General features: G+C 57.2%; 21 protein-coding genes. 12 read left to right on the plus strand and 9 right to left on the minus strand.

Annotated features, from left to right (window positions below; genetic code table 11):
- Positions 1-58: 58 nt before the first annotated feature.
- The gene (gene rpmE / locus LA5095_RS08725; RefSeq protein ID WP_008196026.1) at positions 59-283 is read right to left on the minus strand and encodes a 50S ribosomal protein L31; all 225 of its coding nucleotides are present in this window, start codon (positions 281-283) and stop codon (positions 59-61) included.
- 315 nt (positions 284-598) lie between these two features.
- Here rpmE and LA5095_RS08730 point away from each other — a divergent pair, with 315 nt between their 5' ends.
- From LA5095_RS08730 to LA5095_RS08745, 4 genes are all read left to right on the plus strand, one after another.
- Positions 599-2,407, plus strand: coding sequence for an ABC transporter transmembrane domain-containing protein (locus tag LA5095_RS08730; protein ID WP_055113947.1), 1,809 nt, complete (start codon positions 599-601; stop codon positions 2,405-2,407).
- A 424-nt stretch (positions 2,408-2,831) separates the two neighbouring features.
- Positions 2,832-3,638 carry an SDR family NAD(P)-dependent oxidoreductase gene (locus LA5095_RS08735; protein WP_055113949.1) on the plus strand — a complete coding sequence of 269 codons (807 nt, stop codon included), beginning with the start codon at positions 2,832-2,834 and terminating at the stop codon, positions 3,636-3,638.
- Between the two features lie 38 nt (positions 3,639-3,676).
- Positions 3,677-4,516, plus strand: a complete 840-nt coding sequence (locus LA5095_RS08740; RefSeq protein WP_055113951.1) for a DODA-type extradiol aromatic ring-opening family dioxygenase — start codon at positions 3,677-3,679, stop codon at positions 4,514-4,516.
- Positions 4,513-4,779 carry an aromatic ring-opening dioxygenase LigA gene (locus LA5095_RS08745; RefSeq protein WP_055113953.1) on the plus strand — a complete coding sequence of 89 codons (267 nt, stop codon included), beginning with the start codon at positions 4,513-4,515 and terminating at the stop codon, positions 4,777-4,779. The genes LA5095_RS08740 and LA5095_RS08745 overlap by 4 nt, the downstream gene beginning before the upstream one ends.
- Before the next feature lie 162 nt (positions 4,780-4,941).
- On the opposite strand, the gene LA5095_RS08750 is transcribed toward LA5095_RS08745, so the two are convergent.
- From LA5095_RS08750 to LA5095_RS08760, 3 genes are all read right to left on the minus strand, one after another.
- Entirely contained in the window at positions 4,942-5,499 is a 558-nt protein-coding gene (locus LA5095_RS08750; protein ID WP_144435911.1) for a hypothetical protein, read from the minus strand.
- A 225-nt stretch (positions 5,500-5,724) separates the two neighbouring features.
- Positions 5,725-6,516, minus strand: a complete 792-nt coding sequence (locus LA5095_RS08755) for an SDR family NAD(P)-dependent oxidoreductase (protein ID WP_055114319.1) — start codon at positions 6,514-6,516, stop codon at positions 5,725-5,727.
- A 136-nt stretch (positions 6,517-6,652) separates the two neighbouring features.
- Positions 6,653-8,560, minus strand: a complete 1,908-nt coding sequence (locus LA5095_RS08760) for a propionyl-CoA synthetase (protein ID WP_055113956.1) — start codon at positions 8,558-8,560, stop codon at positions 6,653-6,655.
- 172 nt (positions 8,561-8,732) lie between these two features.
- Here LA5095_RS08760 and LA5095_RS08765 point away from each other — a divergent pair, with 172 nt between their 5' ends.
- A complete protein-coding gene (locus LA5095_RS08765; RefSeq protein ID WP_055113958.1) occupies positions 8,733-9,497 on the plus strand; it encodes a sulfite exporter TauE/SafE family protein in 765 nt (254 codons plus the stop codon).
- A gap of 93 nt (positions 9,498-9,590) precedes the next feature.
- The gene (locus LA5095_RS08770) at positions 9,591-11,225 is read left to right on the plus strand and encodes an acyl-CoA synthetase (protein WP_055113960.1); all 1,635 of its coding nucleotides are present in this window, start codon (positions 9,591-9,593) and stop codon (positions 11,223-11,225) included.
- Positions 11,226-11,281: 56 nt separating this feature from the next.
- Here LA5095_RS08770 and LA5095_RS08775 read toward each other — a convergent pair whose 3' ends face one another.
- Entirely contained in the window at positions 11,282-11,461 is a 180-nt protein-coding gene (locus LA5095_RS08775; RefSeq protein ID WP_055114321.1) for a YdcH family protein, read from the minus strand.
- Between the two features lie 374 nt (positions 11,462-11,835).
- Between LA5095_RS08775 and LA5095_RS08780 the strand changes: the two genes are divergently transcribed.
- The 3 genes from LA5095_RS08780 (at position 11,836) to LA5095_RS08790 (ending at position 13,782) form a co-directional block, all read left to right on the plus strand.
- On the plus strand, positions 11,836-12,033 hold the full coding sequence (locus LA5095_RS08780; RefSeq protein WP_055113962.1) for a YdcH family protein: 198 nt from the start codon (positions 11,836-11,838) through the stop codon (positions 12,031-12,033).
- A gap of 136 nt (positions 12,034-12,169) precedes the next feature.
- Positions 12,170-12,664, plus strand: coding sequence for a 5-(carboxyamino)imidazole ribonucleotide mutase (purE, locus tag LA5095_RS08785; protein WP_055114323.1), 495 nt, complete (start codon positions 12,170-12,172; stop codon positions 12,662-12,664).
- Positions 12,665-12,687: 23 nt separating this feature from the next.
- Entirely contained in the window at positions 12,688-13,782 is a 1,095-nt protein-coding gene (locus tag LA5095_RS08790) for a 5-(carboxyamino)imidazole ribonucleotide synthase (RefSeq protein WP_055113964.1), read from the plus strand.
- Between the two features lie 17 nt (positions 13,783-13,799).
- Here LA5095_RS08790 and LA5095_RS08795 read toward each other — a convergent pair whose 3' ends face one another.
- A complete protein-coding gene (locus LA5095_RS08795; RefSeq protein WP_055114325.1) occupies positions 13,800-15,197 on the minus strand; it encodes an MATE family efflux transporter in 1,398 nt (465 codons plus the stop codon).
- 387 nt (positions 15,198-15,584) lie between these two features.
- On the opposite strand from LA5095_RS08795, the gene rpsU reads away from it, so the two are divergent.
- The 3 genes from rpsU to LA5095_RS08810 all read left to right on the plus strand — a co-directional run bounded on the left by rpsU (position 15,585) and on the right by LA5095_RS08810 (position 17,543).
- Positions 15,585-15,812 carry a 30S ribosomal protein S21 gene (rpsU, locus tag LA5095_RS08800; RefSeq protein WP_029060639.1) on the plus strand — a complete coding sequence of 76 codons (228 nt, stop codon included), beginning with the start codon at positions 15,585-15,587 and terminating at the stop codon, positions 15,810-15,812.
- A gap of 208 nt (positions 15,813-16,020) precedes the next feature.
- Positions 16,021-16,836 carry a tetratricopeptide repeat protein gene (locus LA5095_RS08805; protein ID WP_082442664.1) on the plus strand — a complete coding sequence of 272 codons (816 nt, stop codon included), beginning with the start codon at positions 16,021-16,023 and terminating at the stop codon, positions 16,834-16,836.
- 122 nt (positions 16,837-16,958) lie between these two features.
- Positions 16,959-17,543 (plus strand): NAD(P)H-dependent oxidoreductase, encoded by a 585-nt coding sequence (locus tag LA5095_RS08810; protein ID WP_055113968.1) that lies wholly within the window; start codon positions 16,959-16,961, stop codon positions 17,541-17,543.
- A gap of 23 nt (positions 17,544-17,566) precedes the next feature.
- On the opposite strand, the gene LA5095_RS08815 is transcribed toward LA5095_RS08810, so the two are convergent.
- The 3 genes from LA5095_RS08815 to LA5095_RS08825 form a co-directional block, all read right to left on the minus strand.
- Positions 17,567-18,238, minus strand: coding sequence for a pseudouridine synthase (locus LA5095_RS08815; RefSeq protein ID WP_055114327.1), 672 nt, complete (start codon positions 18,236-18,238; stop codon positions 17,567-17,569).
- A 101-nt stretch (positions 18,239-18,339) separates the two neighbouring features.
- Positions 18,340-18,621, minus strand: coding sequence for an aa3-type cytochrome c oxidase subunit IV (locus LA5095_RS08820; protein ID WP_055113970.1), 282 nt, complete (start codon positions 18,619-18,621; stop codon positions 18,340-18,342).
- A 163-nt stretch (positions 18,622-18,784) separates the two neighbouring features.
- Positions 18,785-20,164, minus strand: a complete 1,380-nt coding sequence (locus tag LA5095_RS08825) for an ABC1 kinase family protein (RefSeq protein WP_055114328.1) — start codon at positions 20,162-20,164, stop codon at positions 18,785-18,787.
- Positions 20,165-20,197 lie beyond the last annotated feature (33 nt).

The raw sequence follows: 20,197 nt of genomic DNA on the forward strand, positions 1-20,197 counted from the left end.
AACAAAAAAACCCGGCCAGGGACCGGGTCTTCGAAATCGAATCTGTCGCAATCGCGGCTCAGGAGCCGAGGAAGCCTGCGAACTTGTTCTTGAAGCGGGACACGCGGCCGCCGCGGTCCATCAGCTGACGGTCGCCACCGGTCCAGGCCGGGTGGGACGTCGGATCGATGTCCAGCTGCAGAGTGTCGCCTTCCGCGCCGTATGTAGAGCGGGTGGTGAATTCGGTACCATCGGTCATGACGACCTTGATGGTGTGATAGTCGGGATGAATATCCGCTTTCATGACCGGTCCTTTCAGGCGCCGCGATACATCTTTCCTGGAAAGACTGCGTGGTGGCGCAAAACGATATAAGGGGCCGCCGATCCGGATGCGGACGCCGCCCTCACAAACATGAGGCGGGGATATACCCCAAGGCGGCAAGCAAGACAAGTGGCAATTTCCTGCTTGCCCGGTTTGGCATTGATCAAGGATTTGCGCGCGGTTTTCTGTCACATCACATTCAAGCTGCAAACTGCTGGCGGGCATTGTCTGAATGCCCGAACATGCTAAAGACAAGCTGTACCGACCTAGTCGGTGCGGATAACAAGGAGAGCCCTTTTGGCTGACGCGCCCGTCTCGAACCCGCAAAGCGACCAGACCAGATCTCGCAGATCGTTGAAGCCGCTGACCCGCCTGCTGCCGTATCTTCTCAAGCATCGGGGAATGGTTATCGCGGCTATTGCGGCACTGTTTTCCGCGGCGGTGATCACGCTCATCCTCCCGAATGCAGTGCGCAGAATGATCGATTTCGGCTTTGGTGCGGACGATCCGGCGCTGGTCAATTCGTACTTCGCCGTTCTGGTCGGTGTTGTCTGTGCGCTGGCAACGGCAAGTTCGGTCCGGTATTTCCTCGTGATGTGGCTGGGCGAGCGGGTCGTCGCTGAAGTGAGATCCGATGTCTTCGCCCACATGACGCGTCTGAGCCCGTCCTTCTACGACAGCGCAAAATCCGGTGAAATTCTCTCCCGCCTGACGGCGGACACTACCCAGATCAAGGCCGCGTTCGGCGCCAGTGCCTCGCTGGCAATGCGCAACTTCATCATGTTTGCGGGCGCCGCGGTGATGATGGTGGTGACCAGCCCGCGGCTTTCTGTATTTGTTCTGGCCGCAATTCCGGTCATTCTCGTGCCCGTCCTTGGTTTTGGCCGCAAGGTGCGCAAGCGCTCACGCTTCGCTCAGGACACGCTGGCCGACGCATCAGCCTATGCGAGCGAAATGCTCGGCTCCGTGCGCACGCTTCAGGCCTTCACACACGAAAACCGCAGTGCCGAGCGTTACGCCTCGTCTGTCGAAGAGGCATTTCAGGCAGCCCGCCAGGCGATCGTTGCCCGCTCGGCTCTCACCGGGTTCGCAATCTTTGTCATTGGCTCCAGTATCGTTGCCGTTCTCTGGATAGGTGCAAGCGATGTCTTTGCCGGGCGAATAACCGGTGGTGAGCTCAGCCAGTTCCTCCTCTATTCCATCCTGGCTGCCGGGTCGCTGGCAGCGCTTTCCGAAGTTTGGGGAGAACTTTCCCAGGCTGCCGGCGCGGCCGAGCGCCTGTCCGAGCTTCTGGAAATCGAACCGGAAATTCATGCACCGGCTGACCCGGTCAGGCTACCGGAGACCGATCGCGGCGCGATTTCGTTCCACGGGGTTTCTTTCGCCTATCGCAACAGCAAGGACATGCCGGTTGTCCGGAACCTGACACTGGACGTCTCGCCCGGCGAAACCGTCGCCGTCGTCGGTCCGTCGGGTGCTGGAAAATCAACGCTCTTTAGCCTTCTGATGCGCTTTTACGATCCGAGCGAAGGGACCGTCCTGTTCAACGGCGTTGAATTGCAGAAGCTGTATCCGCAGGATCTGCGCAGCCACATTGCCCTTGTTCCTCAGGACACAGCGATATTCGGCGCAACGATCGCAGAAAACATCGCCTATGGCCGACCGGACGCCTCCCGCGATGAAATTGTCGCCGCCGCCCACGCAGCCCTTGCAGCCCCTTTCATCGACAATATGACAGATGGTTACGACACAATGGTCGGCGAGCGCGGGATCACCCTGTCAGGCGGTCAGCGACAACGGATTGCAATCGCACGGGCCGTGCTCAGGAATGCACCGGTCCTGCTGCTGGATGAGGCGACCAGTGCGCTCGATGCTGAAAGCGAAAATCTTGTTCAAAAAGCTCTCGACAGGCTGATGGAAGGCCGGACCACGCTGGTCATCGCACACCGCCTGGCCACGGTACTGAAGGCAGACAGGATCCTGGTCATGGACGAAGGCCGGATTGTCGAGACCGGCACACACTCGGAACTGAGCGCTGCCGGCGGCCTCTACGCCAAGCTCGCCCGCCTGCAATTCGGATCGGAAAAGCAGAAAGAAACGGCGTGAACTCTGCCTATGGTTCCGACAGGATACAATTTGTCTGTCAAAATTGATCCGTGACGGGTCTCTATGAGTTAGAGAGCGTGGCCATGAAAGACAATACTCTTTCGGACACGCTTCCAACACGCAGAAGACTTCAACTTCCTCCGTGACCACTGTTTGCTTTGCGTATTCAAACCTCGTCAACAGGTAAAAGCCGGGTCGAAAACACATCGGATGCGGCGCGACTCTCGCGAGATTTGGAGCACCTCACCCTGGCGAACAGGTCTATCCTCACGGTCATCCACTACGCACTCGCGGCGGAATTGCAAACCGGCTCGATAACCATGTAGCCAGCAATATCTGGATTTGCGCCGTCAATTGGTAGAGCGTTGCCATATTGACAAGAGGTTGCAATATTGGTGACCGTCGCAATGCAGGAGAGTTTGGAATGGATCTCGGTATTTCGGGGAGAATTGCCGTCGTCACGGGTGCAAGCGCTGGTATCGGCCGGGCGATTGCCAGAGAACTCGTTGCAAACGGCGTTTCGGTTCTTCTCGCCGCTCGAGGTGCAGACCGCCTGCAGCAGGCGGAATTCGCGCTTCGCGAACTACCTGGTGCGAAGGTCGCGTCCATAGCAATTGACGTTTCGACCCCTGAGGCAGCGACACGCATCGTCGACGAGGCGATCAAAGTCTTCGGATCCCTTGATATCCTGGTCAACAATGCCGGCAGGGCACATGCTGGAGGCCTTTTGACTTCGAGCGAAGAAGACTGGCAAGAAATGACCGGTGTCAAACTGACTTCGATGCGCCGCATGTGCAAGGCGGCTATTCCACACATGAAAGAACAGGGATGGGGCAGGATCGTCAACATGTCCTCGATCGGCGGTATCTACCCCAATCCCAAACTCCTCATCTCGCATGTGCTGAGCGCTGCGATCAACAATCTTACAAAGTCGCTGGCACTGGAAGTCGCTGCCGACGGAATTTTGGTCAACGCAATTGGTGTCGGTGCAGTTGCGACGGACAATTGGGCAAATAACATGGTTCCCGCCGTGCGGAAGACCCGGCCCGAATTTGCCGAATTGTCGGATGAAGAAGTGGTCGCCAAAATTTCAGCGGAGTGTACACCGGTCGGCCGCGCGGGGACGCCGGAAGACATCGCTGCAATCGCCGCCTTCCTGTGTTCGGGCCGGAACGGCTTCGTCACCGGTGATACCATCGAAGCCTCTGGTGGTGCCGACCGGTTCATGTAGACATGCAATTTGCCTGACTGCCGGGAAGGAATGCAATCATGGCGGAACTCGTCGCGGTCTATGCAGTGCCGCATACGCCAAGCTTTGTTACCGACGTTCAGCGCGATGGTGAACAGTGTGAGACCGCCCGGTTTTTTGCCGAAATCAGATCACACATGGAAAAGGTTCGACCAGACGTCATCGTCACAACCACAAACGACCACTTCAACACATTCTTTTTCGACAACTGGCCAACATTCGCGATTGGACTTGCGGACAGGACTGCAGGCCCGAGCGACCAGACGCCGGGCATGCCATGGTACGATTTGACGGTCGACAACGCAGGCGCACGCCACCTATTGAGTTTTCTTGTTCAGGAAGGCTTCGACTTCAGTTCCACGGTTGATTTTCAAGTCGACCACGGGACGCTTGTGCCGCTGCATTTCCTGACACCCGATATGACGCTACCGATTGTTCCGGTCTTCATTAATTGCATTGTGCCACCGTTGCCGCAGGCACGGCGTTGTTATGACCTCGGACGCACTATTGCGGCCGCTATCGGCGGTTGGGAAAAAAATGTCCGGGTGGCGGTCATCGCCAGTGGCTCGCTCAGCCTGGAGATCGGCGGGCCACGTGTTGACATCGACAAGACTTTTGGTGTGCCCGATCCAGCTTGGGCGACCTGGGTTCTAGATCGGATCAGGCAATGCGAGCATGCCGATCTGATCGGCAGGGCCAGCGAAGCGCGCATGCTGGAAGCGGGAAATGTTGCCGGCGAGCTTCTCAACTGGGTCGCCGCACTCGGTATGGCTGGACCAAGAAAGCCGGAAATTCTGCTGGATCAGCCCGGACTCGGCAATGCTTTCGCAGCCTGGAACCTGGAGCAAGTCCAGCCATGAACACTTATTTGATTCATACTCTTTGCCGCCGTGTTCTGCATGACAGGAAATTTCGCGAGTTGATCCTCAAGGATCCGGACGCGGCTGTGGCCTCGATGCCGTTCAGCAACGAGGAGCGCACTGCCCTTCTGGCAGGAGATGTGGCGAGACTATATCGTGAGGGCGCGTCGGCCTTCCTCCTGCTCATCCTCAGCCGTTTCGAAATCTTCGGACTGGTTCTCCCGGTTTTTAATCGTCGCATGCGCACCGGTATGCCCGATTGATCTGTGACGGGTTGCGTCCAGTCGCTGATAAGTTGAGGCGACCAGTGCGCTCGATGCTGAAAGCGAAAAGAAACGGCGTGAGCGTCGAGGCCAGCACTTTACCGACATGCGGGACCGGCGCCCTTTCCCCTGCTGGTGCCCGTGGCGGGATGTTTCATCTACTCAAAAATGCCTCTTCGACGAAATCGATTTGGGCAATGGCTCATGGTGGCCGGTATTGATGATCAGGATATCCTCAGCAATGCTGTAGGAACTGGTCTTGGCGGTGTTCTCGTAGGGCTTTTTCTCGAAAATCAGGACACTCTCTGCGTCCTCGATGAGCTGTGGCAGCTCCTCATCCTTGCACCAGTAGTAAGTCGTTGCGAATTTCACGAAGAGCTGGCCCTTGTTGTGATACTGGTAGATCCATTTCTTGTGATGTTCGCGCATCCGCTCCACGTAGTCACGCTGGTCGGATTTCACGATGCCGATATAGATCGGTTTCAGTGCGCCCGTGGTGGCGAGGTCCTGGCTCTTTCGCCAGCTTTCTATCGCCGCTCGCCGGCCGGGTTCAAAACTTGTGTCCTCGAGAAACATGTAGATCCCGAAGAGCGAACTGTAGGTGGCCTTGAGCGCGGCTTTGACCTGAAAGCTGGTGGATGAACCGTTGGTCGGGCCGGTGGTCAGATTGCCGACGAAATCAAACTTCTTGCTCCAGTTGAGCTCAATCTTCCGGGTCACGATCTGTCCCCCAGCCAATCCAGACAGTGTTGCAACACTACCCGAGAACGGCAACTGTCGAAAGTGTATCGTTCCGGAACTCAATCGGGACCTGCACGCTCGCTGCGTTCAAGTGAGTCTGGAGACCATTGCCGGGCTGTTTGTCATCAACACATGTAAACCGACCCGACCAGGGAACGGAGTTGAACGCGTATGCACTTCATTCAAAGAAAGCACCGCTCGCCCTCAGTCTCCATCGGGAACGGCGACCGTGTAATTGAGCGGCATTCTTCCACCGTCGGCAAAAATCGTCTGGCCTGTTATGTAGCCTGCATCCTGTGAGGCGAGAAAGGCTGCCACGCCGGCGATTTCCGCGGGCTCACCGATTCGCAGCAGAGGAGTACGGGACATGAGGCGCTGCCTTGCTTCCCGGTCACTGTTAACCGCCGAGAGCATTTCGGTCATGATCGATCCCGGGCCGATCGCATTCACGCGTATGCCATGGGGTGCCAGAGCCAGGGCCGTCGACTTGGTCAGCTGGGAGACTCCACCCTTGGACACGCAATAAGGGATCTGGTTCGGGATCGCGAGGACCGAATTGACCGACGACATGTTGATGATGCAACCAGGCTCACCGCCGCCTTCGATTTTCTCAACCATATGGCGTGCGACGGCCTGCGAACAAAGGAAAGCGCCCTTCAGATTGGTGGATAGAACCCTGTCGAAGTCAGCCTCTTCCAACTCCAGGAAATCGGAGCCGATGACGATGCCGGCATTGTTGACCAGGATGTCTATGTCACCATAAGCGTTCAGTGTCTCGGCAACCATGTTGCGCACATCGAGACGCTCGGCGACATTGCAATGGATATACATGGCTTCGCCGATTGTCTGCAGATCTTCGGCTGCTTCCTCGCCCTTTGCGTCATCTATATCGGCGATCACGACTTTCGCCCCGTCCGAAACGAAACGCTTGGCGACAGCAAATCCTATTCCCTGGGCTGCACCGGTAACGATGGCGACCTTATTTTCCAACGACACGAAAAACCTCACGGCTAACTGACAATAAACCGCGCCGACAACGAACGCGGGCCGCTTCGCAGCGGCCCGACCTTAAGTGTCAAAAACGTCCCTGTCGATGACTGTTCTGCTCCTCCTGTAACGGAAGTTGACAGTTTCAGGTCGAAATACCGTGTGATTTCAAGGCGTCGGTAATTTCATCCAAAATCGCCGGATCATCGATCGTGGCAGGCATCTTGTAGCTCTCACCGTCTGCGATCTGCCGCATGGTACCGCGCAGGATCTTACCGGAACGGGTCTTCGGAAGGCGGTCGACGGTTATCGCAATCTTGAATGCAGCGACCGGTCCGATCTTTTCGCGGACAAGCCTGACAAGTTCCTTTTCAATATCCTCGTGAGACCTTTCAACGCCGGACTTCAGAACTGCGAACCCGCAGGGAAGCTGGCCCTTGAGCTTGTCGGCGATGCCGATGACCGCACATTCGGCAACGTCGGGATGGGTCGCGAGAACTTCTTCCATGCCGCCGGTGGAAAGCCTGTGGCCGGCCACATTGATGATATCATCGGTCCGCGCCATGATGGACAGATATCCGTCTTCATCGATGATCCCGGCGTCTGATGTCTTGTAGTATCCGGGGAACTCCGCGAGATAGGCATCAAAGAAACGCTGGTCGGCATTCCAGAGTGTCGGCAGGACACTCGGCGGCAAGGGCAGTTTCACGACGATATTGCCCAGCGTGTTGGCACCCAGCGGATGCCCGGCGTCATCGAGAACCTGAACATCGTACCCAGGCATGGGAACGGTCGGCGAGCCTGGCTTGACCGGCAGTTGCCCGAGGCCGAGTGGATTGCCGACGATGCACCAGCCGGTTTCGGTCTGCCACCAGTGGTCGATGACCGGAACCTGCAACTGGTCGATTGCCCAGTTGACTGTTTCCGGATCGGCGCGTTCGCCCGCCAGGAACAACGACCGGAACTGCGAAAGATCGTACTTCCCGATCAGTTCACCGTTCGGGTCTTCCTTGCGGATCGCCCGGAACGCGGTCGGTGCCGTGAACAGCGACGCCACATTGTGCTCCGAGATCACCCGCCAGAAAACACCTGCATCAGGGGTTCCAACGGGTTTCCCCTCGAACACCATCGTCGTGCAGCCGTGAAGCAGCGGGGCGTAGCAGATATAGGAATGACCCACGACCCAACCGACATCGGATGCTGCCCAGAAGACTTCGCCCGGTTCGATGTCGTAGAGATTGCTCATCGACCACTTCAGAGCAACCATGTGACCGCCATTGTCGCGAACCACACCTTTCGGCTGTCCTGTTGTGCCGGAAGTGTAAAGAATATAGAGCGGGTCTGTCGCTTTCACCGTCACTGGTGCGACTGTGCGGCCAGCTGCCCTCGCCTCGTCCATGAGCACACCAAGGTCGTGGTCGCGGCCCGCAATCAAATCGGCCGCCTGCTCCTCGCGCTGAAACACCAGGCAGGCATCAGGTTTGTGCGTCGACAATTCGATCGCCTGATCGATCAGGGGCTTGTAGGCGATGACACGCCCGGGTTCGATGCCGCAGGAAGCAGCAATGATTGCCTTGGGAGTCGCGTCGTCAATCCGCGTTGCAAGCTCGTTCGCCGCAAAACCACCAAAGACCACCGAGTGAATGACGCCCAGGCGCGCGCAGGCAAGCATCGCCATGACTGCCTGGGGGATCATTGGCATGTAGATGATGGCGCGGTCGCCTTTTTCCAGTCCCCGGTCACGCAGGACCGCAGCAAAGGCCTCAACCTCGTCAAGCAGTTCTTCGAATGTGTAAGACGCCGATTTTCCGGTAATCGGGCTGTCATAGATCAAAGCCGGTTGACCCGGCCGCCCGCGTTCCACATGCCGGTCGAGACAATTGTAGCAGGTGTTGCACTCCCAATCCGGATACCAGCGGCCATATTGCCCTTGATCCGGATCGAATACCTTGTCCGTCGTGGAAACCCAGTCAATTTCGGCCGCCGCCGTTTTCCAGAATCCGAGCGGATCGTCCTTCCAGCTCTGATAAACCTCGTGATACCGGCTCGCCATCTTCAATCCTCCCAAACAGCCGCCTTGGTAATTTGTTGCTAGAGTGCTGTAAGGCAAGTTGGAAATGCAAGCCTCCATATATAGGCAATTAGGTGGTCGGGTCTTTACGTAATCACTCTGGCGTGCTTGTTTCGCGCCTCCACCCGAAATACCCAACCGACTTTTCCGGCATATGATCCCGATTATCGATCCCTGGTTTTACTTCGCCGCGATCCCGGCCGTCATAGTTGTCGGCCTTTCCAAAGGCGGCTTCGGCGGAACGATGGGCATGCTTGCCGTGCCGATCCTGACGCTTGCCATCTCGCCGGTCCAGGCGGCCGGGATCATGCTGCCGATTCTCGTCCTGATGGATATCGTGGCCTTGATTGCCTACAAGGGTCGCGCCAACTGGCAGTGCCTTTCGATCCTGCTGCCTGCTACAGTTGTCGGCATCGGCATAGGCTGGGCCGCCGCCGCTTACGTCAACGACGATTTCGTCCGGCTGCTGGTGGGACTGATCTCGCTTGCGTTTGTCGCCGATCATGTCTTCAAGGGACGAAAACAGGAAACCGCGGCCAGGCACAATCCCGCAAAGGGATTCTTCTGGGGTGGAATCGCCGGGTTTACCAGCTTCATCAGCCACACGGGCGGACCGCCCTATCAGATGTACACCGTGCCCTTGCGCATGCCGCAGGCGATCTATGCCGGAACCGCGGTCATCTTCTTTGCAACCGGAAATGCCATCAAACTGGTTCCCTATTTCCTGCTCGGCCAGTTCGACACCACCAATCTGACGACCTCCGCCGTCCTGGTGCCACTGGCCTTTCTGGCCACCTTGGCCGGGATCCGACTGGTGCGCCTCGTCAAGGCCGAAACGTTCTACACGTTCATTTACGTCTTCATGGCAGTGATCGGTTTGAAACTGACATATGACGGCCTGGTGAACCTGTTGGCGTGACGACGCAGGCAGCTCATTTCCTGCCGGAGATTGCGCCCATCGGCATTTCCGGATTTGATATTGGAAACAGAACACTAAAAAGGGAGGGTCGCCATGGACGCCAGCATCAGCCCCTACGATCAGGGGCTTGACAAGAACACCGCCAATTTTGCGGCGCTCAGTCCGCTCAGCTTTCTCGCGCGCGCTGCGGACGTCTTCCCCGAAAAGGTGGCGATCGTCCACGGCAACCAGCGAACCGACTACAGGACGTTCTATCGCCGGTCCCGGCAGTTGGCGTCGGCCCTTACCTCACTCGGCATCGGCAAGAACGACACCGTCAGCGTGTTGCTCTCGAACGTGCCGCCGATGCTGGAGGCGCACTACGGCGTTCCCATGGCCAAGGCAGTGCTGCATTCGATGAACACGCGCCTTGACGCCGCGATCATCGCCTTTCAGCTGGATCACGCCAATTGCAAGGTCCTCATCACCGACCGGGAATATGCCCCGGTCGTCAGCGAGGCATTGTCGATCGCGACCGTGAAACCGACAGTCATCGACTATTCCGATCCCGAGTATCCGCAGGACGGCGCGCGGTTGGGAACGCTCGACTACGAAGCTTTCCTGCAGTCCGGAGACCCTGAGTTTCAATGGTCGCTGCCGGACGACGAATGGGATGCGATCACCCTGAACTACACCTCCGGAACCACCGGAAATCCGAAGGGTGTCGTCTATCATCACCGGGGCGCCTACCTTCTTGCACAGGCCAATGTGATCACCGCATCCATGGCGAAGCATCCGGTCTATCTGTGGACACTACCGATGTTTCACTGCAACGGCTGGTGCTTTCCCTGGTCGATCTCAGTCGTCGCCGGAACACATGTCTGCCTGCGCTGGGTTCGCCCGCAGGCGATGTGGGATCTTATCGCGAATGAAAACGTGACCCACCTGTGCGGGGCACCGATCATCATGTCGACACTCCTGAACGCTGCCGCGGATCAAAAGCAGGACCTTGACCGCGAAGTAGAATTCTTCACCGCGGCCGCCCCACCACCGGAAAGCGTTCTGGCGGCCATGAAGACGGCGGGCTTCAATGTCACGCACCTTTACGGATTGACCGAGGTCTACGGACCTGCGGTGGTCAATGACTGGAAGGGGGAATGGGACGCGTTGTCCCTTGAAGAGCAAGCGCAGAAGAAAGCCCGGCAGGGTGTGCGTTATGTTGCCCTTGAAGATTTGAAGGTCCTCGACCCGGAAACGCTTGAACCCGTACCCCTGGACGGCGAAACCCTTGGCGAAGTCATGTTCCGTGGCAACGTGGTCATGAAGGGGTATCTGAAAAACGAAGACGCAACGAACAAGGCCTTCCGCGGAGGCTGGTTTCACTCCGGTGATCTCGGCGTGATGCATCCTGATGGTTACATTCAGCTCAAGGACCGTTCCAAGGATATCATCATTTCAGGTGGCGAGAACATCTCATCGATCGAGGTGGAGGATGTACTCTACAAACATCCTGAAGTGCAGACTGCAGCCGTCGTTGCACGACCTGACGAGAAGTGGGGCGAAACACCCTGTGCCTTTGTGGAGCTTCAAACGGGCTCTGAAGTGAGCGAGGCCGATCTCATTGCGTTCTGCCGACAGCACCTTGCGGGTTTCAAGACACCGAAAACAATCGTCTTCCGCGATATTCCGAAAACCTCGACCGGAAAAATCCAGAAATTTGCCCTGCGCGAGCAGGCAAAAACACTCTGAAGTAAAACAAAAACGCCGCGCAAAGCGCGGCGTCTCGATTCACATTCGGCTATGGCCTAGTGAAGAGTCTTGTCATGCCGTATTCGCTCAATTTCATCCTTGATCTTGAGCTTTTGTCGTTTCATGTCAGCCAATTTTAGGGAGTCTGTACTCGGGTGCATCAGAGCGTCTTCAATCTTGCGTTTCATTTCCGCGTGACGGCGCTCAAGTTCTTCGAGATGCGACTGCATTGACATGGATAAACCTCCTGCCTGTTGGCTCAACATTACCATCGTGCCACAGGAAATCTGGCCTTGTCGATTGCAGATTTTGCATATCTGACCAATTTCGCCGTCGAATTATGCATTCGTATAGATATGCTTAGAAAACCTTGAATATTTGCCCACAGGTAACTGCCTCAAAACTAAGCAAAAAAGATCCCTGATTCATTGCCGGTTCACTATTCCACACAATTCCACACACCGGACAAAAATCAGGTAGGACTCTGCCGACTCACCAATTTATCGGCACCATTAACAAGGCACTTGAATAGTGAAAGATGTTATCTTGCCCGCCAACAACAAAATGGACTAGGACTTGTGTCTTGGGCAATGGGGGAATCGAGGGCCAAATGGACACTGATGCTTTGCGACAGGAGCTGGCACGGCTTCGTCAGGAACACAGGGATCTTGACGTAGCGGTGGAGGCGCTTGCGGCAACATCAAACCACGACGTCCTTCAGCTGCAACGCCTGAAGAAGAAAAAGCTGATGATCAAGGACCGCATTTCTTCGCTGGAAGATCAGCTGTTTCCGGACATCATCGCTTAGCCGGTCGGTGCGCCGCTTCGTTCATCATTGAATGGCCGGCGTAAATTTTGGCTGCACCGCGCGTTTCCGTCTTGCGGTGCGCGCCGCTCTGCCTATACTCCGCGCCTTTCTGAGCCGCCGGAATGTGGAGCAAGTAATGTCAAATGCGGATGTCGCAATCATCATGGGCAGCCAGTCGGACTGGCCGACAATGAAACACGCCGCGGACACGCTCGACCAGCTCGGCGTCGGTTACGAAGCCCGCATCGTCTCCGCACATCGCACGCCGGAACGCATGTATGACTTTGCAAAGGGTGCGAAGGCCGAAGGCTTCAAGGTCATTATTGCGGGCGCCGGTGGCGCTGCCCACCTTCCGGGCATGACCGCATCGCTGACACCCCTGCCTGTTTTCGGAGTGCCTGTTGAAAGCCGCGCCCTGTCAGGAGAGGACAGCCTGCTTTCAATTGTCCAGATGCCCGGCGGTATTCCTGTGGGAACACTCGCGATCGGCAAGGCCGGTGCCACCAATGCAGCGCTTCTGGCCGCTGCGGTTCTTGCCCTCAGCGACCAGGCGGTCGAAGCGGCTCTGGACACGTATCGTGCCGAGCGCACGGCGGCGGTGGCCGAATTTCCGAGCAACGACGCTCTCTAGCAATTGACGTTCAGGACGAAGCAATGACGACAGACAAACGGCTCAGCCCGGGCGACACCATCGGTATTCTCGGCGGTGGTCAGCTGGGGCGCATGCTCGCTCAATCCGCTGCCAGTCTCGGATTGAAAACACACATCTTCTGTCCTGACCCGAACAGCCCTGCCTTCGATGTCAGCGCGGCCAGAACCGTGGCCGCCTATGAAGACATTGATGCGCTTGACCGGTTTGCCGGGGACGTTTCCGTCGTCACCTATGAATTCGAGAACGTGCCCGGCGCGACCGCTGCGCATCTGCATGCCCGGGTTCCGGTCCGGCCCGGCGTGCGCGCCCTGGAGGTTTCACAGGACCGGCTCTTCGAAAAACAGTTTCTGTCGGAAGCAGGTGTTTCGATCGCAGCTTATGCCGAGATCAACTCTCAGGAGGATCTGGAAGGCGCGCTGGAAAGATTTGGCGGCGAGGGCGTCTTGAAAACCCGTCGTTTCGGATATGACGGCAAGGGCCAGCTCATGATCCGCGAAACGGGCGAAGTCGCAGGTGCGTTTGGCAAAATTGGATCGGTCCCGGCCGTCCTGGAAGCGCTGGTGCCCTTCGAATGCGAGGTTTCCGTGATCGTCGCCAGGGATATTGACGGAACCACGAGCTGTTACGATATCGCGCGCAACCACCACGAAAACCATATCCTTAAGACCTCGACGGTTCCGGCAGGTGTTTCGCAGACAACGACGGACACCGCTCGCCATATGGCCGAACAGATTGTCTGCGGGCTTGGTTATGTCGGCGTCATGGGTGTGGAGATGTTTCTTGTCCGTGATGAAACGGGGGAAAGGCTTCTTGTCAATGAAGTGGCCCCCCGCGTTCACAATTCAGGTCACTGGACGCAGGATGCCTGCCTGACCTCCCAGTTCGACCAGCATATCCGTGCAGTCGCGGGCTGGCCTCTCGGGTCAGCCGAGAGACATTCGGATGCCGTCATGGAAAACCTGATCGGAGTTGAAGCCGACACCTGGGGCCAGGTGCTGAAGGACCCGAGCGCACAGCTTCATTTATATGGCAAGGCAGAAACCCGTGACGGCCGCAAGATGGGTCACATCAACCGTATCTCGGAGAAAACGGACTAGGGATCGGAGTTCGAGGCTCAGCCCTTGACCAATCCCAGTTTTTCCCGGTGCGCAAATCGGTAATTTGCCAGAAGAGCGACTGACGCCAGACCGCCGGCCAGGCCGACCCACACGCCGACTCCCCCCCAATCTGCAAGAAAACCGAGGCCGAGCGAAAGGCTGATGCCGACCACCCAATAGCCGAACAGGGCATATAAAAGCGGAATAGTCGTATCGCCCAGGCCGCGCAAATTATTGACGCCGATGATCTGGGCCCCGTCAGCAAGCTGAAACAGCGCAGCGACAAGCAGAAATGACACACCATAGGTCAGGACTTCCATCGCCTGAGGGTCATCGAGATCAAGATACAGGCCGACGAGCTTCTCCGGGATTGTCCAGAACAGAACGGCGAAAATACCCATGAAAATCATCGTCACACCCAGCGAAGTCCACCCGGCCCGGCCGATCCCCTGGTGATCGTCGCGCCCTGCCGCGAGGCTGACGCGTGTCATTGCCGCCATCGACAGGCCGACCGGCACCATGAATGTAATGGATGCGATCTGAAGAGCGATGCCGTGCGCGGCCAGCGGGATAGTGCCCAACCAGCCGATCATGATTGCCGAGGCTGTAAACAATGAGCCTTCGGCGACGATGGTCAATCCGATCGGTGCCCCCATGCGGACGATCTGAAAGAAAACGGGCCAGTCCGAACGCCATATGCGTCCGAGCAGATTGTAGCGTCGCAGTCTTGGATGCCAGAGTGAATAAACAAGCAGAAACAGAAATGTTGTTGTTGCGCTGAAGACGGAAGCAATGCCCGCGCCGACAAGCTCCAGGCGCGGGAAGCCAAACTCACCGAAAATCAGAAGATAATCCAAAATGGCATTGATTATGGCGCCGGCAATAGTTGCCCAAAGCACGACTTGTGTCCGTTCCATCACCGTCAGGAACCCACGAATTGCCATGATCAGTAGCGCGGGCAGCATGGTCCACTGCAAAACGCGCATGTATGTCCCTGCAAGCTCTGCCAGTTCCTGTTTTTGCCCCATCAGAAGAAGGATCGATTCGATGAAGAACAGAACCAGCCAGACCGGGATGCAGAACAACACGGCTACCCAGAAGCCCATCCGGACAGCACGGCGCAGCTCGCGGGGTTTGCGTTGACCGAGTGCACGCGCGGCAAAAGGTATGACCGCCTGCAGGATCCCCATGCCGAAGAACCACAAGAGCATGTAGAAATTGAAGGCCAGAACCGAGGCTGCAAGTTCGACGGCACCCAGACGGCCGATCATCAGAACGTCCGTCGTGTTGATCGCCATTTGCGCCAGCTGCGCTCCGGCAAGCGGCATGCCGAGCGAAAGTGTCGGCAGAATGTCGCTTTGCCACAAAGACCTGCCTTGGGCCGAATCAGGCTCCTTTGACGCGGGATGCGCCATTGCTTCCTCCAACAATCGGGGCTTTGAACCGCCTTCTTGAATGAGGCATTTGGGTTCTGGTGAGAATTCCACCTCTAGTCCTCTAAAGGCTTTCTGTCCATCGCACCGTGCTCGCAACCAAGACGCAAAGCCGGTTTCCGCCGTCTTTATTTGCGAATGACTGTGGACAGGTAGAGATCCCTCTGGTATTAAGCCCCCCTATGTGAGCGACGCGTCAGCGGCGATCAAGTCTCTGTACACAAGTGAATGCATTGCAGCCAGCAGCTGCAATAGATATTTGCGGCGTATGAACAGGACGGTCCTGCCAAGTGCTGACAAGGCTCTTGCTTATCAATGTTCAATTTGTCTGCGGATTGGCCGCAGTGCATCGAAAACAGGAAAAAACGCGTGCAGGTTTTGGTTCGCGACAACAATGTCGATCAGGCGCTCAAGGCGCTGAAAAAAAAGATGCAACGCGAAGGCATCTTCCGGGAAATGAAACTTCGCGGCCACTTTGAAAAGCCGTCCGAAAAAAAGGCGCGTGAAAAGGCTGAAGCCGTTCGCCGCGCACGCAAGCTGGCTCGCAAGCGGGCGCAGCGTGAAGGCCTACTTCCGGGCAAGCCCGCTCGCCGCTGATCCGGCTTGAGTGTGTCTGGCGGTAAGAACCGTCTGTCCCATACAAATCTGCCGTTGGCCGACCGAAATACGGTCGGCTTTTTGGCGTTTTCGGAAAGATAGTTCTGGACATGCACCGGCAGAAAAAAACGCAGCCACATTACCGCCCTATTGGAGGCAGATGAACGGCATGTTCAAACGCTTGACTGTTAGAGAGCATATGTGCCGCATGCGCAAATTTCTGCCCCACGCGACCCTGCTCAGCCTTGCAACGTTGCTGGCTGCCTGCAACACGTCCGGCGTCTATGAGGACGTGCCGGTCAACAAGTCGGCCGGTTCGTCCACCAATATTGCCTCCCTCTCGGCAGTGATTGATTCCAATCCGTCCGACGCGACCGCCTACAGCACGCGCGGTATCGCCTATGGCCAGGCCGGCAAGCTCGATCTCGCGGTCGAGGATTTCAACCGCGCCCTGCAGCTCAATCCGCAGTCCTATCAGACCTACGCGAACCGGGCTCTCGTCTTTCGGCGGCAGGGGCAGAATGATCTCGCGGTCTCCGACTATACGCGCGCAATCAACATCAAACCGGACTATGACGTTGCCTATGTCGGCCGCGGAAACATCTACCGCCAGCAGGGCAACTACAATGCGGCCCTCGCTGACTTCAACTCGGTGATCGCACGCGACAGCAGTGACGCACGCGCTTTCTACAACCGTGGACTGATCTATCAGGCGCAAAAACAGGACAACCTGGCTATCGAGGATTTTGCGACCGCGATCGGTCTGAACCCGAAAGCCGCCGCACCCTATATCGCCCGCGGTATTTCGTATCTTGCCGTCAATGACCCCACCGCTGCCTTTTCAGATCTTTCGATGGCTGTGAACCTTGACAGGGAATCGTCTGTTGCATGGGCAAATCGCGGCCTCGCACTTGAACTGCTTGGCAAGCCCAAGGACGCCCGCCGCAACTATTCCCGCGCCATGTCGCTGGACAATGCCAACAAGATCGCGCGTGAAGGTCTTGGCCGGGTCGGCCAGGGGTAATGGCCGCTGCATAGCTGCAGACCAGGCCCCATGGCCGCCTGATCCAGGTCAACGCGGCGGAACCGCAATCATCTATCATGTGAACCTTCCAGCATCATTTTGAAGCCATTGGAAGGTAGGACATGAAATCCCTTCTGATATTGGACGGTCACCCGGATCCGGCAGACAGACACCTTTGTCACGCGCTCGCCTGCGCATATGGCAAAGGCGCCAGCGATGCAGGGCACCGAACGACGCTCATTCGTATCGCGGATATCGACTTTCCCATTCTGCGAACGCCATCGGACTTCACCAGTCAGCCCAGCCCGCAGGCGCTTGGCCCAGCGCACGATGCGTTGATCGAGGCGGATCACCTGGTTCTGATCTACCCGCTTTGGCTGGGAAGCCTTCCGGCCTACACCAAGGGCTTTTTGGAACAGCTCCTCCACTATGACACTGCATTTGAGCGCTCGGAAAGCGACAGGTGGCCCAAAGGCAAGATGCGCGGCAAATCCGCCCGCATCGTGTTGACCGCTGGTATGCCTGCCCTCGCCTATAACATCTGGTATCGCGCCCACAGCCTGAAGAACCTGAAGCGGAATATTCTCGGGTTTGTCGGTTTCAAACCGGTCAAGTCGACTGTGCTCGGCATGGTCGAACACGCAGACGACGATCAAATCAATCGATGGTTGGCGAAAATGGAAAGCCTGGGACAAGGGGCAAACTGAAACCAGTGTCCGGGAGGCATTCTTCAGAACGGGCAGATTGCGCGAAACGTCGTGCGTTCACCGCCGGTCGGATGGTGCAGCTCCAGGCTCTCCGCATGAAGCGCCAGTCGCTCCGACGCGACCAGGGCCTGCCCTTCGGCATAAAACCTGTCACCTATGATCGGATGCCCCAAGGACAGCATATGCACACGCAGCTGGTGTGAACGTCCCGTGTGCGGAAAAAGATGCACACGTGTTGTTCGCTCCCTGCGTTCAAGCACCTGCCAGCGGGTGAGTGCGGATTTCCCGTTTTCCATACTCACCATCTGCTTGGGCCGGTTCGGCCAATCACAGATCAGGGGCAAATCCACCTCGCCGGTATCTTCCTTCAGATGACCCCAGACGTCTGCAATATAGGTCTTTCGGGTCATGCGCCGTTCGAACTGCAGCCCCAGATGACGGAGAGCCCTGGCGTGCATCGCCAGGATCATGACGCCGGACGTATCCATGTCGAGACGGTGAACGATTCGCGCAGTTCGATAGGTTTCCTGCGCCCGGCGCTCAATACAATCGGAATGTTCCGGAGCCTTGCCCGGAACACTCAGCAGCCCACTGGGCTTGTTGAGAACAAGCAGATCGTCATCCGTATGTAGAACCGACAGAAACGGCATCTTCGGAGGATTGTAAACGAACGTTTCGGGCGCAGCTGCAGACATGAATTGCCTATTGTGCCTTCCGGTCAAAACGAAAGGCGCGGTGAGGGACCGCGCCATTCCCGGAAATCCGGGCACTCGACAACCTGAAGATCCGTCAGGGATCAGACAGTCAGGATTGCCAGTATGCCAGTCAGGACAAAAACCGCGGTGGGCGGGATCCAGCCGGAATCACCTATGGCAAGGCCGATTGCGGAGGCGACAAAGGTCGCGATAAGCATCAACCAGCCAAAGACGAAGGCAGCCGTGCCACCGAAACCGAAGAGGATGAGGCACAACACAATGTTCAAGACGGCAATCGTGCCGACTTTGGAGAAGTTTATGAAGCCTTCATAAGTCCTCTCGTGAGCGTCGTAGTCCATTGCGGGTGCGTTTTCGTCAGACATAAAGTCCCCCAGGAAAAATCACGGTCGGCTGCCTTCATACAATAAACACTTCGGGTTCGGCAATGACGGCAAGCGCATATTCGGATCGATTAAACGCGACTTTTTGGCCTATGCAAGGCTCGTGCATCGGTTCCAAAGGTTTTTGCTGGTTAAGCCGTCATGTTCAGGCTGCGTGCGAAGCTCCCGAAAGTCCGGCCGACCGAAGCACTTCCTCCTGCCGTCGGCGAACGGTCTCTGCTTCGAAACCCTCGATCTGCTCATTGAACAGCTGAAAGAAATTCAGCTGGGCCCGCAGATGCAGAAAGACGCCGCCAAGACCAATTGCCGCACGGTCCATAAAGACGAATTCCTGCGGGACGGTGACCGGCCCGAGCTGTTTCAGCGCGGAATGCACCTTGAAAGCCTCCTTGCGACCATACTCGGCGGCCGACACTCCGTCGGCAATTGAACGCACACGATCGCTCAGCAAGGGACCGTAAATGAACCGCGCCCAGATGTTGAGCACATCGACAACATCCTTCTGGAGGTTCTTGAACCCCCATCGTTCATAGGCCGAAATAACACGGTCGTTGTCTTCCTCCAGAAGCCCGCGATAGAGATCGACCACACCCTGGACAAAGGCATCGGGGAACACGCGGATGCAGCCATAATCGAGAAGATTGATGCCTGCAGGGCTGCCTTCCTGTTCGAACACCGTGTAATTGCCCAAATGGGGGTCGCCGTGAATCACCCCGAAATGGCTGAACGGGTGCCACCAGGCATGGAACATGGTCTTTGCCAGAAGATTGCGTTCTTCCTGGCTGTGTTCCTTGTATTCAAGAAGCGGTTTGCCGGTGAGCCAGCCCATCGTCAGCAACCGTCGGGTCGACAGCTCGTCAACGACGCTCGGCACCCGGACCTGATCGTAGTCGGAGAGAATGTCCTGATACATCGCTATATGCGCTGCTTCGCGCGCGTAGTCGAGTTCCTCGCGCACCCTTGCGCTGATTTCCTTGGCAATTTCCCGCGTGTCGATGGCTGGGCTCATCCGCCTGTGCAGGGAAAACAGCATCTGGAGCTGTTTCAGGTCGGCTTCAACGGCGGACGCCATGTCCGGATATTGCAGCTTGCACGCCAGCACACGGCCGTCATGGGCCGTTGCCCGGTGCACCTGACCAAGCGAAGCGGCAGCCGCCGGCTCGCGGCCAAATTCTGCAAACCGTCCTTGCCATTCAGCTCCAAGTTCTGCACGCATCCGACGCTTGACAAAAGACCAGCCCATCGGTGGTGCGCTTGCCTGCAGTTTGGCAAGTTCGGTTGTGTATTCCGGCGGCAAGGCATCCGGAATCGTTGACAGAAGCTGTGCGACCTTCATCAACGGGCCCTTGAGCCCACCCAGGGCTTCCGCGAGCTCTGCCGCATTTTTTGCATTGTCTAGGTTCATGCCGAAAAACCGGGCGCCGGCAAACTTGGCGGCAATACCGCCCATGTTTGTTCCCACCTTGGCATAACGTCCCATTCGGGCGCTGAACCGATTGCTTTCACGGTCTTTGGACTGCGCCATCTGGCACGCTTCTCCTATCGGCAGGTTCCACAG

It is taken from the genome of Roseibium album (genome assembly GCF_001404515.1).
GTDB lineage: Bacteria > Pseudomonadota > Alphaproteobacteria > Rhizobiales > Stappiaceae > Roseibium > Roseibium album.

What these genes read in the sequence shown, in the direction of transcription:
- rpmE (WP_008196026.1), bottom strand. Translation starts at nt 283, where the DNA reads ATGAAAGCGGATATTCATCCCGACTATCACACCATCAAGGTCGTCATG.
- LA5095_RS08735 (WP_055113949.1), top strand. Translation starts at nt 2,832, where the DNA reads ATGGATCTCGGTATTTCGGGGAGAATTGCCGTCGTCACGGGTGCAAGC.
- LA5095_RS08740 (WP_055113951.1), top strand. Translation starts at nt 3,677, where the DNA reads ATGGCGGAACTCGTCGCGGTCTATGCAGTGCCGCATACGCCAAGCTTT.
- LA5095_RS08745 (WP_055113953.1), top strand. Translation starts at nt 4,513, where the DNA reads ATGAACACTTATTTGATTCATACTCTTTGCCGCCGTGTTCTGCATGAC.
- LA5095_RS08760 (WP_055113956.1), bottom strand. Translation starts at nt 8,560, where the DNA reads ATGGCGAGCCGGTATCACGAGGTTTATCAGAGCTGGAAGGACGATCCG.
- LA5095_RS08765 (WP_055113958.1), top strand. Translation starts at nt 8,733, where the DNA reads ATGATCCCGATTATCGATCCCTGGTTTTACTTCGCCGCGATCCCGGCC.
- LA5095_RS08770 (WP_055113960.1), top strand. Translation starts at nt 9,591, where the DNA reads ATGGACGCCAGCATCAGCCCCTACGATCAGGGGCTTGACAAGAACACC.
- LA5095_RS08775 (WP_055114321.1), bottom strand. Translation starts at nt 11,461, where the DNA reads ATGTCAATGCAGTCGCATCTCGAAGAACTTGAGCGCCGTCACGCGGAA.
- LA5095_RS08780 (WP_055113962.1), top strand. Translation starts at nt 11,836, where the DNA reads ATGGACACTGATGCTTTGCGACAGGAGCTGGCACGGCTTCGTCAGGAA.
- purE (WP_055114323.1), top strand. Translation starts at nt 12,170, where the DNA reads ATGTCAAATGCGGATGTCGCAATCATCATGGGCAGCCAGTCGGACTGG.
- LA5095_RS08790 (WP_055113964.1), top strand. Translation starts at nt 12,688, where the DNA reads ATGACGACAGACAAACGGCTCAGCCCGGGCGACACCATCGGTATTCTC.
- LA5095_RS08795 (WP_055114325.1), bottom strand. Translation starts at nt 15,197, where the DNA reads ATGGCGCATCCCGCGTCAAAGGAGCCTGATTCGGCCCAAGGCAGGTCT.
- LA5095_RS08805 (WP_082442664.1), top strand. Translation starts at nt 16,021, where the DNA reads ATGCGCAAATTTCTGCCCCACGCGACCCTGCTCAGCCTTGCAACGTTG.
- LA5095_RS08810 (WP_055113968.1), top strand. Translation starts at nt 16,959, where the DNA reads ATGAAATCCCTTCTGATATTGGACGGTCACCCGGATCCGGCAGACAGA.
- LA5095_RS08815 (WP_055114327.1), bottom strand. Translation starts at nt 18,238, where the DNA reads ATGTCTGCAGCTGCGCCCGAAACGTTCGTTTACAATCCTCCGAAGATG.
- LA5095_RS08820 (WP_055113970.1), bottom strand. Translation starts at nt 18,621, where the DNA reads ATGTCTGACGAAAACGCACCCGCAATGGACTACGACGCTCACGAGAGG.
- LA5095_RS08825 (WP_055114328.1), bottom strand. Translation starts at nt 20,164, where the DNA reads ATGGCGCAGTCCAAAGACCGTGAAAGCAATCGGTTCAGCGCCCGAATG.